This is a genomic window from Frigoribacterium sp. Leaf263, from assembly GCF_001422285.1.
GTDB lineage: Bacteria > Actinomycetota > Actinomycetes > Actinomycetales > Microbacteriaceae > Frigoribacterium.
The window spans coordinates 835500-850648 of the sequence record NZ_LMMO01000003.1; the positions used below are offsets into that span (position 1 = coordinate 835500).

The 15149-nt window shown below is 67.8% G+C and carries 13 protein-coding genes; 6 read left to right on the forward strand and 7 right to left on the reverse strand.

Going from position 1 to position 15149, the window contains the following annotated elements; translation table 11 throughout:
* Nucleotides 1-94: 94 nt before the first annotated feature.
* From pgl to tkt, 6 genes are all read right to left on the reverse strand, one after another.
* The gene (pgl, locus tag ASF17_RS07870) at nucleotides 95-871 is read right to left on the reverse strand and encodes a 6-phosphogluconolactonase (RefSeq protein WP_326934176.1); all 777 of its coding nucleotides are present in this window, start codon (nucleotides 869-871) and stop codon (nucleotides 95-97) included.
* An 8-nt stretch (nucleotides 872-879) separates the two neighbouring features.
* Nucleotides 880-1830, reverse strand: a complete 951-nt coding sequence (locus ASF17_RS07875; RefSeq protein WP_055797494.1) for a glucose-6-phosphate dehydrogenase assembly protein OpcA — start codon at nucleotides 1828-1830, stop codon at nucleotides 880-882.
* Entirely contained in the window at nucleotides 1827-3362 is a 1536-nt protein-coding gene (gene zwf / locus ASF17_RS07880; protein ID WP_055797497.1) for a glucose-6-phosphate dehydrogenase, read from the reverse strand. The genes ASF17_RS07875 and zwf overlap by 4 nt, the downstream gene beginning before the upstream one ends.
* Before the next feature lie 97 nt (nucleotides 3363-3459).
* On the reverse strand, nucleotides 3460-5055 hold the full coding sequence (locus ASF17_RS07885; RefSeq protein ID WP_055797501.1) for a hypothetical protein: 1596 nt from the start codon (nucleotides 5053-5055) through the stop codon (nucleotides 3460-3462).
* Nucleotides 5052-6179 carry a transaldolase gene (gene tal / locus ASF17_RS07890; RefSeq protein ID WP_055797503.1) on the reverse strand — a complete coding sequence of 376 codons (1128 nt, stop codon included), beginning with the start codon at nucleotides 6177-6179 and terminating at the stop codon, nucleotides 5052-5054. The genes ASF17_RS07885 and tal overlap by 4 nt, the downstream gene beginning before the upstream one ends.
* A gap of 29 nt (nucleotides 6180-6208) precedes the next feature.
* On the reverse strand, nucleotides 6209-8302 hold the full coding sequence (tkt, locus tag ASF17_RS07895) for a transketolase (protein ID WP_055797507.1): 2094 nt from the start codon (nucleotides 8300-8302) through the stop codon (nucleotides 6209-6211).
* 296 nt (nucleotides 8303-8598) lie between these two features.
* Here tkt and ASF17_RS07900 point away from each other — a divergent pair, with 296 nt between their 5' ends.
* Nucleotides 8599-9522, forward strand: a complete 924-nt coding sequence (locus tag ASF17_RS07900; protein WP_055797510.1) for a heme o synthase — start codon at nucleotides 8599-8601, stop codon at nucleotides 9520-9522.
* A 163-nt stretch (nucleotides 9523-9685) separates the two neighbouring features.
* On the opposite strand, the gene ASF17_RS07905 is transcribed toward ASF17_RS07900, so the two are convergent.
* Nucleotides 9686-10654 (reverse strand): COX15/CtaA family protein, encoded by a 969-nt coding sequence (locus ASF17_RS07905; protein WP_235476430.1) that lies wholly within the window; start codon nucleotides 10652-10654, stop codon nucleotides 9686-9688.
* A 346-nt stretch (nucleotides 10655-11000) separates the two neighbouring features.
* On the opposite strand from ASF17_RS07905, the gene sufB reads away from it, so the two are divergent.
* From sufB to ASF17_RS07930, 5 genes are read left to right on the forward strand one after another with little or no spacing between them, the layout of a single operon-like run.
* Entirely contained in the window at nucleotides 11001-12419 is a 1419-nt protein-coding gene (sufB, locus tag ASF17_RS07910; protein WP_055797516.1) for a Fe-S cluster assembly protein SufB, read from the forward strand.
* On the forward strand, nucleotides 12420-13640 hold the full coding sequence (sufD, locus tag ASF17_RS07915) for a Fe-S cluster assembly protein SufD (protein WP_055797521.1): 1221 nt from the start codon (nucleotides 12420-12422) through the stop codon (nucleotides 13638-13640).
* Entirely contained in the window at nucleotides 13637-13975 is a 339-nt protein-coding gene (locus tag ASF17_RS07920; RefSeq protein WP_055797524.1) for a non-heme iron oxygenase ferredoxin subunit, read from the forward strand. The genes sufD and ASF17_RS07920 overlap by 4 nt, the downstream gene beginning before the upstream one ends.
* A gap of 12 nt (nucleotides 13976-13987) precedes the next feature.
* The gene (gene sufC, locus ASF17_RS07925; RefSeq protein ID WP_055797527.1) at nucleotides 13988-14770 is read left to right on the forward strand and encodes a Fe-S cluster assembly ATPase SufC; all 783 of its coding nucleotides are present in this window, start codon (nucleotides 13988-13990) and stop codon (nucleotides 14768-14770) included.
* 2 nt (nucleotides 14771-14772) lie between these two features.
* Nucleotides 14773-15105 carry a metal-sulfur cluster assembly factor gene (locus tag ASF17_RS07930; protein ID WP_055797530.1) on the forward strand — a complete coding sequence of 111 codons (333 nt, stop codon included), beginning with the start codon at nucleotides 14773-14775 and terminating at the stop codon, nucleotides 15103-15105.
* Nucleotides 15106-15149 lie beyond the last annotated feature (44 nt).

Genomic DNA, 15149 nt, shown 5'->3' on the forward strand with positions numbered 1-15149 from the left:
CTCGTGAGGGGGTCCGATCCGATTCCAGGACGACCTCGTCACAGAACGACGAAGCCCCGCAGCATCGCTGCGGGGCTTCGTCGTTCTGTGAGAATCAGTAGGTCGAGGCGATGAGCTTCTCGGGAACCTCGGCGGCCGCGTCTCCGTCCACGAAGAAGACCGTGCGTCGACGCCCCTTGACGCCGGCGACCGGTACCTGATCCGCCCCGGCTCCGGCCAAGGCGAGACCCAGCGACGAGGCCTTCTCGGCACCGGCGAGGATCATCCAGACCCGCTGCGAGTTGTTGATGGCCGGCAGACTGAGAGTGAGGCGGATGGGCGGAGGCTTGGGGGAGTCATCGATCGTGAGGACCGTCGAGTCCGTCGCCCGGATCTGTTCTCTGTCGGGGAACAGCGAGGCGATGTGGCCGTCGGGGCCGACGCCCAGGAGGGTGATGTCGAAACGAGGCGAGAGGTCGTCTCCCTGCGCGTGGGCGAGAAGCTCCTCACGGTAGGCGGCGGCGGCGGCCTCGACGTCCTCGAAATCGCCGACCGCACCGAAGCGGTGCACGTTGGCGGGATCGACGCCGATGTGATCGAGCAGGTCGATCCCCGCCTGCACGTCGTTGCGGTCGGCGTGGTCGGCCTCGACCCACCGCTCATCAGCCCACCAGAACGACACCTTCGACCAGTTCACGCTGTCACGTGCCGGCGACTCGTTGATGGCGGCGAGAACGAGCGTGCTCACCGACCCGCCGCTCACGACCACCGAGGCGTAGTCCTGCTCCTCGATGACGTCGATGATCTTGGTGATGAATCGGGCGGCGACGGACGCCCCCAGCGATTCCTTGTTGGAGTGCACGAGCACTCGGCGTTCGTTCGTCACGGTCATCGTCTGCCCTAGTTGTCCTGGACGGGTTCGCTCAGTTGGCGAACCCCGTTTCTGACGACGTCTCCGAAGAGGTCGTCGGGGTCGAGTCTACGGAGTTCCTCCGCGAGGCAGTCGCGGAGCGAGCGGCGCGGCAGAGAGAGGTCGTGGGTCGGCTGGCCGGGCTGTCGCAGAGTCGCGATGTTCTCCTGCTCCCTCTCCAGCTCGATGGCACCGGAGGCGCGCAGCAGTCGGACCCCCTGGATGCCGCTCGACCCCGTGGCGCGTGTCGTCAGCTCGTTCTCCACGGTCACCTGCAGCTGCAGGCGCAGCCATGCGGCGAGCAGGAGCGTGCTGGGGGAGTCGGGGGCGCCGCTGACGTCGACGGCGGTCACCGGCTCGTAAGGCGGCTGGTCGAGGACCGCGGCGAGCTGAGTCCGCCACAGCGTGAGGCGCGTCCACGCGAAGTCCGTGTCTCCCGGCGCGTAGGTCTCAGCGAGGTCGACGATCGTCTGACGCGGATTCTCCTGGCTGGCCGCGTCCGTGATGCGCCGCTGTGCGATGCGCCCCAGGGGCGACTCGGAGACGATCGCCGGCGCTCGGCCCGGCCACCAGACGACGACGGGCGCGTCGGGGAGCAGCAGTCCCGTGACGAGACCCTCCTCGTCGCTCGCCGTGTCGCCGTAGGCGCGGAGCACGATCACCTCGCTGGCCCCCGCATCCCCGCCGACGCGGATCTGCGCATCGAGACGCGCGTCCGCGGCAGCCGAGGTCTCCCGTGCCGTGGAGATCACGATGACCCGCATGGGGTGCTCCCGTGAGGCGTCGTTGGCGGCCTCGATGGCCTCCTCCTCCTCGCCGAGGGAGGTCGAGATGATCAGGGTGAGCACACGACCGAGGGCCACGACGCCTCCCTCCTCGCGGATGGAGACGAGCGACTTCTGCACTCGGGAGATGGTGCTGTCGGGCAGGTCGACGATCACGGACGCCTCCAGGTTCGGCCGTCACGGGCCATGAGTTCATCAGCTGACGCCGGGCCCCAGGTACCCGGTCGGTACTGCTCGGGTTGCCCCTGGGTCGCCCAGAACTCCTCGATCGGATCGAGGATCTTCCACGAGAGCTCGACCTCCTCGTGGCGGGGGAACAACGGGGGATCACCGAGGAGGACGTCGAGGATGAGACGCTCGTAGGCCTCGGGGCTCGCCTCGGTGAAGGCGTGCCCGTAACCGAAGTCCATGGTGACGTCGCGGACCTGCGTCCCGATGCCCGGCACCTTCGAGCCGAAGCGGAGCGTCACACCCTCGTCGGGCTGGACCCGGACCACGAGCGCGTTCTGCCCGAGCGACGTCTGCGATCCGAAGATGTTCTCCGGGACCTGCTTGAACACGATGGCGATCTCGGTCACCCGACGCCCCAGACGCTTGCCTGCCCTGAGGTAGAACGGGACACCCGCCCACCGACGTGTGGCGATCTCGAGCTTGATCGCGGCGAACGTCTCGGTGAGGCTCTCGGGGTTCATCCCCTCCTCGTCGAGGAATCCGAGAACCTTCTCACCGCCCTGCCATCCGCCGGCGTACTGACCACGCGCCGTTCCCTCCGCGAGGTCCTCGGGGAGACGCACGGCCGACAGGACCTTCTCCTTCTCCGCCCGCAGGTCCTTGGCGGTGAAGGAGACCGGCTCCTCCATGGCCGTGAGGGCGAGGAGCTGGAGCAGGTGGTTCTGGATCACGTCACGTGCGGCGCCGATGCCGTCGTAGTAACCGGCGCGGCCGCCGACCCCGATGTCCTCGGCCATGGTGATCTGGACGTGATCCACGTAGTTCGAGTTCCAGAGCGGCTCGTACATCTGGTTCGCGAACCGGAGAGTCAGGAGATTCTGGACGGTCTCCTTGCCGAGGTAGTGGTCGATGCGGAAGACCGAATCGGGTTCGAAGACCGTCTCGACGACCGCGTTCAGCTCTCGAGCGGTCGCGAGATCGCTGCCGAACGGCTTCTCGATGACCACCCGACGCCAGGCGCCGTCCTTCTCCTCCGCGAGACCCGAGTTGCGGAGCTGCTCCGTCACGATGGGGAAGGCCTTGGGCGGGATGGACAGGTAGAACGCGTGGTTGCCCATCGTGCCGCGTTCCCGGTCGAGCTCCTCGATCGTCTCCTTCAGGCGGGCGAACGCGTCAGCGTCGTCGAAGACGCCCTGAACGAAGCGGAAGCCCAGCTTGAGCTGACGCCAGACGTCCTCGTCGAAGGGTGTGCGCGCGTACTGCTTGACGGCCTCGTAGACGACCTGCTCGAAATCCTGGCCCTCCCACTCGCGACGAGCGAAGCCCACGAGAGCGAATCCCGGCGGGAGCAGACCGCGGTTGGCCAGGTCGTACACGGCCGGCATGAGTTTCTTGCGGGACAGATCGCCTGTCACGCCGAAGATGATGAGACCGCTCGGTCCGGCGATGCGATTGAGTCTGCGGTCGGAGGGCAACCTCAGAGGGTTGGACTCCGGGGTGATCTCCACCGGTGACATCTGTATGGGGTTCCTTCGGGGGTCTTGACGGCCCGGCGGGGACACGGACACCCGACCGGGAGGCGGGCCGGCGTCGCGAGGACGCCGGCCCGCGTGATCAACGGACGGAGGCCAGCAGCGCGGGCAGCGCTGCGGTGACGTCCGTGACCGTGAGGGTGAGCACCGGTCGACCGTGCTCGGCGAGCACCTTGGCGTCGCCCGCGGCCTGAGCTTGGACGAGCTGACCGAAGGTGAAGGGGCTCTCCGGGATCTCGAGGTCGCGCTCCGGCACCTGCGTGATCTGCAGGAACACGCCGTTCGCCGGCCCGCCCTTGTGGTACTGACCTGTGGAGTGCAGGAACCGCGGACCCCAGCCGAAGGTGACGGGACGAGAGGTCCGCGCCGCCAGGGCGTCCCGGAGCTTCTCGAGCTCGGGGTTGGCAACCCGGTCGATGTACGCCTGGATCGACACGTAGCCGTCGTCGTCGAGCTGCGCGAGAAGCGCCTCCACGGCGCTCTCCAGCGACTCGCCGAGCTCGATGCCGCCGACCTCGCGGACCTCGATGCCCTCGGCGGTGAACGCCGGGGGAGTCGGCGCGGGCCGGTCGTCGAGCAGAGCGCGCGTCGCGATCTTCGCCGACTCGACGTCGGGCTGATCGAACGGGTTGATGTCGAGGAGGCGCCCTGCGACGGCGACCGCGTACTCCCAGACCATGATCTGCCCGCCGAGCGAACCCGAGATCTCGACCTCGCCGGGAGCGACCTCACGCGTCTCGGCGGCGTTGGCCACCAGCCGGATGACCTGCACGTCGTGCAGGCCGAGCGACACCTCGGGGGCGTCAGACCCGAGCACGACCGGCAGGAGACCACGGCCCTGCTTGCCCGTCGACTCCGCGATCAGCTGCTCCGCCCAGTCGGGGAAGCCGATGATGTGCGTGCCGTCGGCGACGATGGCGATCTTGTCTCGGAGCGGCTGAGTGCCCGCTAGGACGGCGCCGAGCACGAGACCCGGGTTGTCGACGGAGTCCTGAGCGAGCTCCACCGTGACGGCGTCCGCTTCGCTGAGGAGCTCGCGGATGTCCGCGCCGGCGAGACCGGACGGCACCAGACCGAACGCGGAGAGCGCCGAGTAGCGGCCGCCGATGTTCGGGTCCGCGTTGAAGACGCGATAGCCGGCCTCGCGCGCGGACGCGTCCAGGGGCGATCCCGGATCCGTCACGACGACGATCCGGTCGACGGGGTCGATGCCCGCGTCGTGGAAGGCCTTCTCGAACGTCTTCCGCTGACTCGCGGTCTCGACCGTCGAGCCCGACTTCGACGAGACGACCAGGACGGTGCGCTCGAGTCGGTCGGCAAGGGCGGTCAGGACCTGTCCTGGCTCGGTGGCATCCAGCACGGTCAGCTCCACGCCGTACGTGCGCGTGATGACCTCGGGTGCCAGAGACGAACCGCCCATTCCGGCCAGGACGACGTGATCGACGCCCTTGCCCGCGAGCTCCTCGCGGAGCTCGGCGATCTGGTCGATGAGCGGCGTCGAGACGACTACCGCTTCGGTCCAGCCGAGGCGCTTGGCCGACTCGTCTTCCGCGTCGGCCCCCCACAGCGTGGGGTTCTGAGCCGTGATGCCGGAGGCGACCAGGTCGTCCACCAGAGTGGGTACGACCTTCTCGACAGCCTCCGCAGCGGCGCCGCTGGCGGCGATCGTGATCGTCACTTGGCCTCCTCGGCGGGCTTGGAGGCCTCGAGGGCGGCGGTGACGGTGTCGAGCAGCTCGTTCCAGGAGACGATGAACTTCTCGACGCCCTCCTTCTCGAGGACCTCGGTCACGTCGTCGTACGAGACGCCCTGGGCGGCGATGGCGTCCATGACCTCGTTCGCGGCGGCGTAGGAGGCGCTGATCGAGTCCCCGCGGATCTCGCCGTGGTCGAAGGTCGCCTCGAGCGTCTTCTCCGGCATCGTGTTGACGACGTCGGCCGCGACGAGCTCGACCACGTAGGTGGTGTCGAGGACGTTGGGGTCCTTGACGCCGGTCGACGCCCAGAGAGGGCGCTGCTTGTTCGCGCCGGCCGCGAGCAGGCCCTTGGCGCGCTCGGTGTCGAAGGCCTGGGTGTAGACCTCGTAGGCGAGCTGGGCGTTGGCGACGCCGGCCTTGCCCTTGAGCGCCTTCGCCTCGTCCGTGCCGACGGCGTCGAGGCGCTTGTCGATCTCGGTGTCGACGCGCGACACGAAGAAGGACGCGACCGAGTGGATCGACGTGATGTCGATGCCGGCGGCCTTGGCCTGCTCGAGACCGGTGAGGTAGGCGTTGATGACGGCGCGGTACCGCTCGAGGCTGAAGATCAACGTGACGTTGACGCTGATGCCCTGGGCGATGACGGCGGTGATCGCCTCGAGGCCCTCGATCGTGGCGGGGATCTTGATGAGCGCGTTGGGGCGGCCGACCTTGGCGGCGAGCTTGATCGCCTGGTCGATGGTGCCCTGGGCGTCGTGGGCGAGACCGGGCTCGACCTCGATGGACACGCGTCCGTCGAAGCCGTTCGTGTTGTCGTAGATCTCACGGAAGATGTCGCTGGCGCGCGTGACGTCGTCGGTGGTGATCTCGAAGACAGCGTCGGTGACGCTGACCCCGCTCTTGGCGAGGAGCGCGACCTGGTCGTCGTAGGCCTCGCCCTTGGCCAGGGCGGAGGCGAAGATCGTCGGGTTGGTCGTGACCCCGACGACGTTGCGCTCGGCGATGAGCTTCTCGAGACCGCCGGCGTTGATGCGCTCACGGGACAGGTCGTCGAGCCAGATGCTGACCCCTGCTGCGGAGAGCTGAGCTGTGTTGGATTCAGTCATGTGTCTTCTTCTCTTCTCTTCGTCGGCGCTCAGAGAGCGGCCAGCGAGTCCTTGACGGCGGCGACGGTGGCTTCGGTGGTGATCCCGAACTCCCGGTACAGCGTCTTGTAGTCGGCGGAGGCACCGAAGTGCTCGATCGAGATGCTGCGTCCGGCGTCGCCCACGATGCCACGCCACGGGAGCGAGACACCGGCTTCGATCGAGACCCGGGCCTTGACGGCGGCGGGCAGGACGGACTCCTTGTACTCGGCGCTCTGCTCGTCGAACCATTCGAGGCTCGGGGCGGAGACGACACGGGCGTTGACGCCCTCGCCGCGGAGAACCTCGCGGGCCTCGACGGCGATCTGCACCTCGGAGCCGGTGGCGATCAGGATGACGTCAGGCGTGCCTCCCGGAGCCTCGGCGAGCACGTACGCGCCCTTGGCGACGTTCTTGGCGGAGGCGAACTCCTCACCGGAGGCATCGCCCTCGCCGCGCTCGAAGACCGGCAGGTTCTGACGGCTGAGGGCGAGACCGGCGGGTCCGCTGTGGCGCTCGAGGATCGTCTTCCAGGCCCACGCCGTCTCGTTCGCGTCGGCCGGACGGACGACGTCGAAGTCGGGGATGGCACGGAGGGCGGCGAGCTGCTCTACCGGCTGGTGGGTCGGTCCGTCTTCGCCGAGGGCCACGGAGTCGTGGGTCCAGACGTAGGTGACGGGGGACTTCATCAGCGCGGCGAGACGCACCGCAGGGCGCATGTAGTCGCTGAAGATCAGGAACGTGCCGCCGAAGACGCGGGTGTTCCCGTGCAGGGCGATTCCGTTCATGATCGCGCCCATGGCGTGCTCGCGGATCCCGAAGTGCAGCACGCGACCGTAGGGGTTGCCCTGCCACTCGTGCGTCGACCACTCGCTCGGGACGAACGAGCCGCCGCCGGCGATCGTCGTGAGGTTCGACTCGGCGAGGTCGGCGGACCCGCCCCAGAACTCGGGGACGACTCCGGCGATGGCGTTGATGACCTTGCCGGACGCGGCACGGGTCGACACCTCTTTGTCGGTCGGGAAGACGGGCAGCGCCTCGTCGAGACCCTCGGGGAGATCCCCAGCCAGGACGCGGTCGAGGAGCACCTTCTTGTCGGGGTTGGCCTCGGCCCACCGGTCGAACGACTCGGTCCACTCGGCGTGCTGCGCCTGGCCGCGCTCGACGGCCTTGCGGGTGTGAGCGAGGACCTCGGGGTCGACGTCGAAGCTCTTCTCGGGATCGAAGCCGAGGACCTCCTTGAGGCCCGCGAGCTCCTCGGCGCCGAGCGCCGAGCCGTGGATCTTGCCGCTGTTCTGCTTCTTGGGCGAAGGCCATCCGATGATGGTCTTCAGGATGATGAGGGAGGGCTTGCCGGTCTCGGCCTTGGCCGCCTCGACGGCGTCGTTCAGCGCCTGCACGTCTTCGACGTACTCGCCCGTCTTCTTCCAGTCGACGACCTGCACGTGCCAGTCGTACGACTCGTAGCGCTTGTGGACGTCCTCCGTGAAGGCGATGTTCGTGTCGTCCTCGATGGAGATCTGGTTGGAGTCGTAGATGACGACGAGGTTGCCGAGCTGCTGGTGACCGGCGAGCGACGACGCCTCGCTGGTCACGCCCTCCTGCAGGTCGCCGTCGCCGGCGATGACGTAGACGTGGTGGTCGAACGGCGAGGTGCCGACGGCCGCCTCGGGGTCGAACAGGCCGCGCTCGAAGCGCGCCGCGTAGGCCATGCCGACGGCTGAGGCGAGGCCCTGGCCGAGCGGGCCGGTCGTGATCTCGACGCCATCGGTGTGGCCGTACTCGGGGTGACCGGGGGTCTTGGATCCCCAGGTGCGGAGCGCCTTCAGATCGTCGAGCTCGAGTCCGTAGCCGCCGAGGTAGAACTGGACGTACTGCGTCAGCGAGCTGTGGCCGACGGAGAGGATGAAGCGGTCGCGACCGATCCATTCGCTGTCGCTCGGGTCGCGACGCATGACCTTCTGGAACAGGAGGTAGGCGGCGGGCGCGAGGCTCATCGCCGTTCCCGGGTGGCCGTTACCGACCTTCTCGACCGAATCGGCCGCGAGGACGCGGACGGTGTCGACGGCCTTGTTGTCAATGGATTCCCATTGCAGATCTGCCACGTGGAGTTGACCCTTCTTGATGCGGATTGCGCGGGGTCGATTCGCTCCCGCGCTGACATGCGCCTGCCGAGACGTCGTCGGCTTCGGTCGAACGCACACCGCAGGGTGGGATCAGGACGGGAAGTGGGTTCCGGTGTCGGAGATTCCAGCGCCGAACGGGCGTGCGACTGGCAAGCACCTGTCAGTATAGGGACGAACGTGCCGGTCCCGCCCGCATGTGACTCCCAGAGAGCCGTCACCGTCGACGATCATCGCCTAGACTTTTCGAGCAAACCGCTCATCTCGTTAGAGGACTCATGACCGCAGCCGTTGACACCCGCCCCGACACCGAACCCCGGGGCATCCGTCGCAAGGCTCGGGCGTACGTGGCCCTCACGAAACCCCGGGTCATGGAGCTCCTGCTCGTCACGACCGCCCCGACCATGTTCCTGGCCCAGGGCGGCGTCCCCAACCTGTGGCTGGTCGCCGCGACGCTGATCGGCGGTGCGCTGAGCGCCGGCTCCGCCTCGGCCTTCAACTGCTACATCGACCGCGACATCGACCGCATCATGAAGCGGACGCAGGGTCGCCCGCTGGTGACGGGCGAGGTGACCGACCGCGAGGCTCTGATCTTCTCCTACGTCGTCGGCGTCGCATCCATCGCCTGGCTGGCCCTGACGGTCAATCTCCTGTCGGCCGCTCTGTCGCTCGGCGCCATCCTGTTCTACGTCGTCGTGTACACGCTCTGGCTCAAGCGCCGCACCCCGCAGAACATCGTCTGGGGCGGCATCGCGGGGTGCATGCCCGTCCTGATCGGCTGGGCCGCCGTGACCGGCAGCCTCACCTGGACGCCCGTCATCCTCTTCATGGTGATCTTCCTGTGGACGCCTCCGCATTACTGGCCGCTCTCGATGAAGTACCGGGACGATTACGCGGCGGCCGACGTCCCCATGCTCGCCGTCGTCCGTGGCCGGTCGATCGTCGGGCTGCAGGTCATCCTGTACGCCTGGGCGACCGTCGTCTGCTCCCTCCTGCTCGTCCCGGTCGCCGGCATGGGCGTGCTCTACACCGTCGTCGCCGCGTCCAGCGGCCTCTGGTTCATCTGGGAGGCGCACCGTCTCTACAGTCGGGCCATCCAGCACGTCGCCGAGGTCCGCCCCATGCGCGTGTTCCACAGCTCCATCACGTATCTGACCCTGCTCTTCATCGCCGTCGGGATCGACCCGCTGCTCCCGTTCTAGGTCTGCGACCTCGCCGTCACGCGGCGACTCGGAGAGCGGAAGACGAATGCCCCGGGCTCGCGCCCGGGGCATTCGTGCGTCCGTCCGACGACCGTCGTTAGCACGTCGTGTACCTAAGACGCGCCTCGAGCGCCGGCCCGGTGGGTCGTCAGGGAGAGGGCGATCAGACCCGAGCGTCCTCCACGGCCACCGGCGCATCGATCTCATCCGGGGCCTGCTCGTTCCGCAGCGACAGCACGACCGCCGTCATTGCGCCGACGAGGAGCGCCGAGAGGACCATGTGCGAGCCGACCAGGATCGGGGGGAGGCCGGTGCGCGCCTGCGTGATCCCCACGGCGATCTGGACGAGCTCCACCCCGAGCAGCAGCAGGGGGAATCGACGGGGGAGTCCCGCCCGCAAGGTCCAGGCGACGATGGCGAGCGTGAGCACGAGTGTCGCGTAGGCGGGCCAGCTGTGCACGTGGTCCATCACGGCGGGGTCCAGGCCGTTGCGGGGAGTCGCGGCGTCGCCTGCGTGCGGGCCGGAACCCGTCGTGAGGATCCCGACGACGACGGTGACGCCCACCACGCCGGCGGCGGCGTGCACCAGGCGTGCGTAGCCGCGGGGTGTCGCGGCGTGCGACCCGCGGGGTCCTCGGTGCACACGCCAGAGGAGGACGGTGGTCAACGCCACGAGGAAGATCGACACCACGAAGTGGGCGCCGACGATGTAGGGATTCAGACCGGTGAGCACGGTGATGCCCCCGAGGGCGGCCTGGAACGGGATGCCGAGCCCCTGGACGAGCGTCAGGAGGAACAGGTCGCGACGCACCGCCCGCATGCGGATCACCGCGAGGAAGGCGAGGATCACCACGATCGTCAGGACGAACGTCAGCAGACGGTTGCCGAACTCGATGACGCCGTGGATGCCCATCTCCGGCGTGCTCACGAACGAGTCGGCCGTGCACCGCGGCCATGTCGGGCAGCCGAGCCCGGATCCGGTGAGCCGCACCGCGCCTCCTGTGCCGATGAGCAGCACCTGGCAGGCGAAGGACGCCCAGGCGATGATGCGGACACGACGGTCGACGGTCGTGGGCAGCCACGACCGCACTCGGGACAGTGCTCCGGCGGGACCCACCTGTGTGTTGCTCACGAACTGTTGCCTTTCGTCGCTTTCGGCGCTTCGACCTGTAGAATCAACGGGTTCAGGAACACAACCCGGCACGGTGTCGACGACGACGCCGATGGTCTGCTCAGACCGCTGTGCGAGCGGGTGGCATGGCCACTCCGCGCGGCTCAAGTCTAGGCAACGCACACCTGTCATCCGGCCGTGAATAAGGTCGTCTGGAGCGTGGATCACGCCCGACGGTGTGTTCACCTCGTATCGCGAGTGTCTGGGCCACCAAGAGAGCGCGTCTCGACGAGGCGCGTCCGCAGGAAAGCACGGGAATGGTCATCCGACTCCCCGTGTTCGGTCCAGCAGAAGGAAGAGGTAAGAGATGTCAGACGTGTTGATCGACCGACCCGAGCTCGAGAGCCTGGGACAGTACGAGTTCGGCTGGGCCGACTCCGACGCCGCGGGCGCCTCGGCGCGCCGGGGAGTGTCTCCCGAGGTCGTCTCCGACATCTCCGCCCTGAAGGGCGAGCCGGAGTGGATGCTCAAGAACCGCCTCAAGGGCCTCGCGCTCTTCGAGAAGAAGCCCATGCCGACCTGGGGCGCCGACCTCTCCGGCATCGACTTCGACAACATCAAGTACTTCGTCCGCTCCACCGAGAAGCAGGCGACGACGTGGGACGACCTCCCCGACGACATCAAGAACACCTACGAGAAGCTCGGCATCCCCGAGGCGGAGCGCAATCGACTCGTCGCCGGCGTCGCCGCCCAGTACGAGTCCGAGGTCGTCTACCACCAGATCCGCGAGGACCTGGAGGAGCAGGGCGTCATCTTCATGGACACCGACACGGCGCTGCGTGAGCACCCCGAGCTGTTCCAGGAGTACTTCGGCACCGTCATCCCCGCCGGAGACAACAAGTTCGCCGCGCTCAACACCTCCGTGTGGTCGGGCGGCTCGTTCGTCTACGTGCCGAAGGGCGTGCACGTGGAGATCCCGCTGCAGGCGTACTTCCGCATCAACACCGAGAACATGGGCCAGTTCGAGCGGACGCTGATCATCGCCGACGAGGACAGCTACGTCCACTACATCGAGGGCTGCACGGCGCCGATCTACAAGTCGGACTCGCTGCACTCGGCCGTCGTCGAGATCATCGTGAAGAAGAACGCCCGCGTGCGGTACACGACCATCCAGAACTGGTCCAACAACGTCTACAACCTCGTCACCAAGCGCGCCATCGCCCACGAGGGCGCGACCATGGAGTGGATCGACGGCAACATCGGCTCCAAGGTGACGATGAAGTACCCGTCCATCTACCTGGTCGGCGAGCACGCGAAGGGCGAGACGCTCTCGGTGGCCTTCGCCGGTCCCGGCCAGCACCAGGACGCCGGCGCGAAGATGGTCCACATGGCTCCGTACACGACCTCGTCGATCGTCTCGAAGTCGATCGCCCGAGGGGGCGGACGCGCCGGGTACCGCGGCGAGATCCGCGTCGACCCGTCGGCTCACCACTCCGCGAACACCGTGCGGTGCGACGCGCTGCTCGTCGACACGATCTCCCGCTCCGACACGTATCCGGCGATCGACATCCGCGTCGACGACGTGCAGCTGGGTCACGAGGCGACCGTCTCGCGGGTCAGCGAGGAGCAGCTCTTCTATCTCATGTCGCGCGGCATGGCCGAAGACGAGGCCATGGCGATGATCGTCCGTGGATTCATCGAGCCCATCGCCCGCGAGCTCCCGATGGAGTACGCGCTCGAACTCAACAAGCTCATCGAGATGAGCATGGAAGGATCAGTCGGCTAGATGTCCGCCGCAGCACCCACCACCACAGACAGCAGCACCTCCGAGCGCACGCAGCACGGCGCCGGAGCCCACACCGACGGCGGCTGGAGCCTCGTCCCCGTCCAGACGAGGTCGGCCCGCTTCTCATCGACCGATCCCGCGGCGTTCGCTGAGGTGACCGGTCGCGAGGTGGACTGGAAGCTCAGCCCGGTGACGCGCCTCCGGCCCCTCATCGACGGCGTCCTCGACGGGTCCCCTTACGCGTACCTGGCCCGGGAGACCGGAGGGGCGACGGTCGACTGGATCGACCCCACCGACCCGCGGGTGGGCCGCGCCGGCACCCCGGAGGACAAGGCCTCCGCCAATGCGTGGTCCAGCACCGAGAAGGTGCTGCTCGTCTCGCTGACCGGCGAGGAGCCCTCGACCATCACGATCGGCCGATCGGGACTCGACCGCGAACCCCGGGCCGGGCACACGCTGATCCACGCCGCGGCTCACACGACCTCGCTCGTCGTCCTCCGGAACACCGGGGCAGCGCAGCTCGTCGAGAACGTCGAGATCGTGGTCGAGGACGGCGCGCACCTCACCGTCGTCACCCTCCAGGAGTGGGACGACGATGCCGTTCACCTGGCGAGCCACTTCGCCACGATCGGTCGTGACGCGCAGCTCAAGCACTTCGTCGTCAGCCTCGGCGGTTCGATCGTCCGCGTGAACCCGTCGGCCCACCTGGCCGGCCAGGGCTCCGACACGGAGCTCTACGGCGTCTACTTCGCCGATGCCGGACAGCACCTCGAGCAGCAGGTGTACGTCAATCACGACGCCCCCAACTCGCGCAGCCGTGTCAACTACAAGGGCGCCCTCCAGGGCGAGGGTGCCCGCACCGTCTGGATCGGCGACGTCCTCATCGGACGCACGGCTCCGGGCACCGACAGCTACGAGCAGAACCGCAACCTCGTGCTCAGCGAGGGGACCCGCGCCGACTCGATCCCGAACCTCGAGATCGAGACCGGCGACATCCAGGGTGCCGGTCACGCCAGTGCGACCGGTCGCTTCGACGACGAGCACCTGTTCTACCTCCAGTCGCGCGGGATCTCCGAAGACGAGGCCCGCAGGCTGGTCGTCCTCGGGTTCCTCAGCGAGGTCGTGCAGAAGATCGGCGAGCCCGGGCTCCAGGATCGACTCATCGCCGCGCTCGAGGTCGAACTGACCCAGGCACCCGGCACCGGGGCGGTCCGCCGATGACCGTCAAGGTCTGCGCCGCCGACGACGTCACCCCGTCGCAGGCTCTCCGCGTCGTCGTCGACGGTGTCGCCATCGCCGTCGTCAAGGACAGCGCGGGCGTCATCCATGCGATCGGCGACACGTGCACCCACGGCGACATCTCGCTCGCCGAGGGGTTCGTCGAAGACGACACGCTCGAGTGCTGGGCTCACGGGTCCAAGTTCGAGCTCACCACCGGCAAGCCGTTGACCCTCCCCGCCTACGAACCCGTCCCGGTCTTCGCCGTCTCCGTCGTCGACGGCGACGTGTACGTCGACACCAGTGCCACGCCTTCGCCGGCGGGCGTCGCGCAGTAAGGAATAAGCATCATGTCCACTCTCGAGATCCGCGACCTCAAGGTCAGCATCGACACCGACCAGGGCGTCAAGCCCATCCTCAAGGGCGTCGACCTCACCATCAACGAGGGCGAGATCCACGCCGTCATGGGCCCGAACGGCTCCGGCAAGTCCACGCTCGCCTACACGATCGCCGGACACCCGCGGTACAACGTCGACGGCGGCTCCATCCTGCTCGACGGCCGCGAGGTCCTCGACATGACCGTCGACGAGCGGGCCAAGGCCGGGCTCTTCCTCGCCATGCAGTATCCGGTCGAGATCCCCGGCGTGACCGTCGCGAACTTCCTCCGCACCGCCAAGACGGCGCTCGACGGCGAGGCTCCGGCGATCCGCAGCTGGGTCAAGGACCTGCGGACGCACATGTCGGACCTCAAGATGGACCCCTCCTTCGCCGAGCGGAACGTCAACGAGGGCTTCTCGGGAGGCGAGAAGAAGCGCCACGAGATCATGCAGCTCGAACTGCTGAAGCCCAAGTTCGCCGTCCTCGACGAGACCGACTCCGGCCTCGACGTCGATGCGCTGAAGATCGTCTCCGAGGGCGTCAACCGCGCGAAGGCCAAAACCGGCCTCGGGCTGCTGATGATCACGCACTACACGCGCATCCTGCGGTACATCAAGCCGGACTTCGTCCACGTCTTCGTCGACGGTCATGTCGCCGAGCAGGGCGGGCCCGAACTGGCCGATCGCCTCGAGGACGAGGGCTACGACCGCTACGTCACCGCGGCTGCCGCCGAAGCCGCCGCGGCGGTGAGCTGAGCATGGCCGTCGCCCTCGCACCCGAGAAGTTCGACGAGGTCGCCGAGGCGCTGAAGGAGGTCGTCGACCCCGAACTCGGTGTCAACATCGTCGACCTCGGTCTCATCTACGACCTGGCGATGGACGAAGAGCACGAGAACGCGCTCATCATCAGCATGACGCTCACCTCGGCCGGCTGTCCTCTTACGGACGTCATCGAGGCTGATACGGCCAACGCTCTGGACGGGGTCGTCGACGCGTTCCGCATCAACTGGGTCTGGATGCCGCCGTGGGGTCCCGACCGGATCACAGACGACGGGCGCGACATGATGCGCTCCATCGGCTTCTCGATCTGAGACCGCCAGCGAGAAGAACCCCCGACCACGTGCTGGTCGGGGGT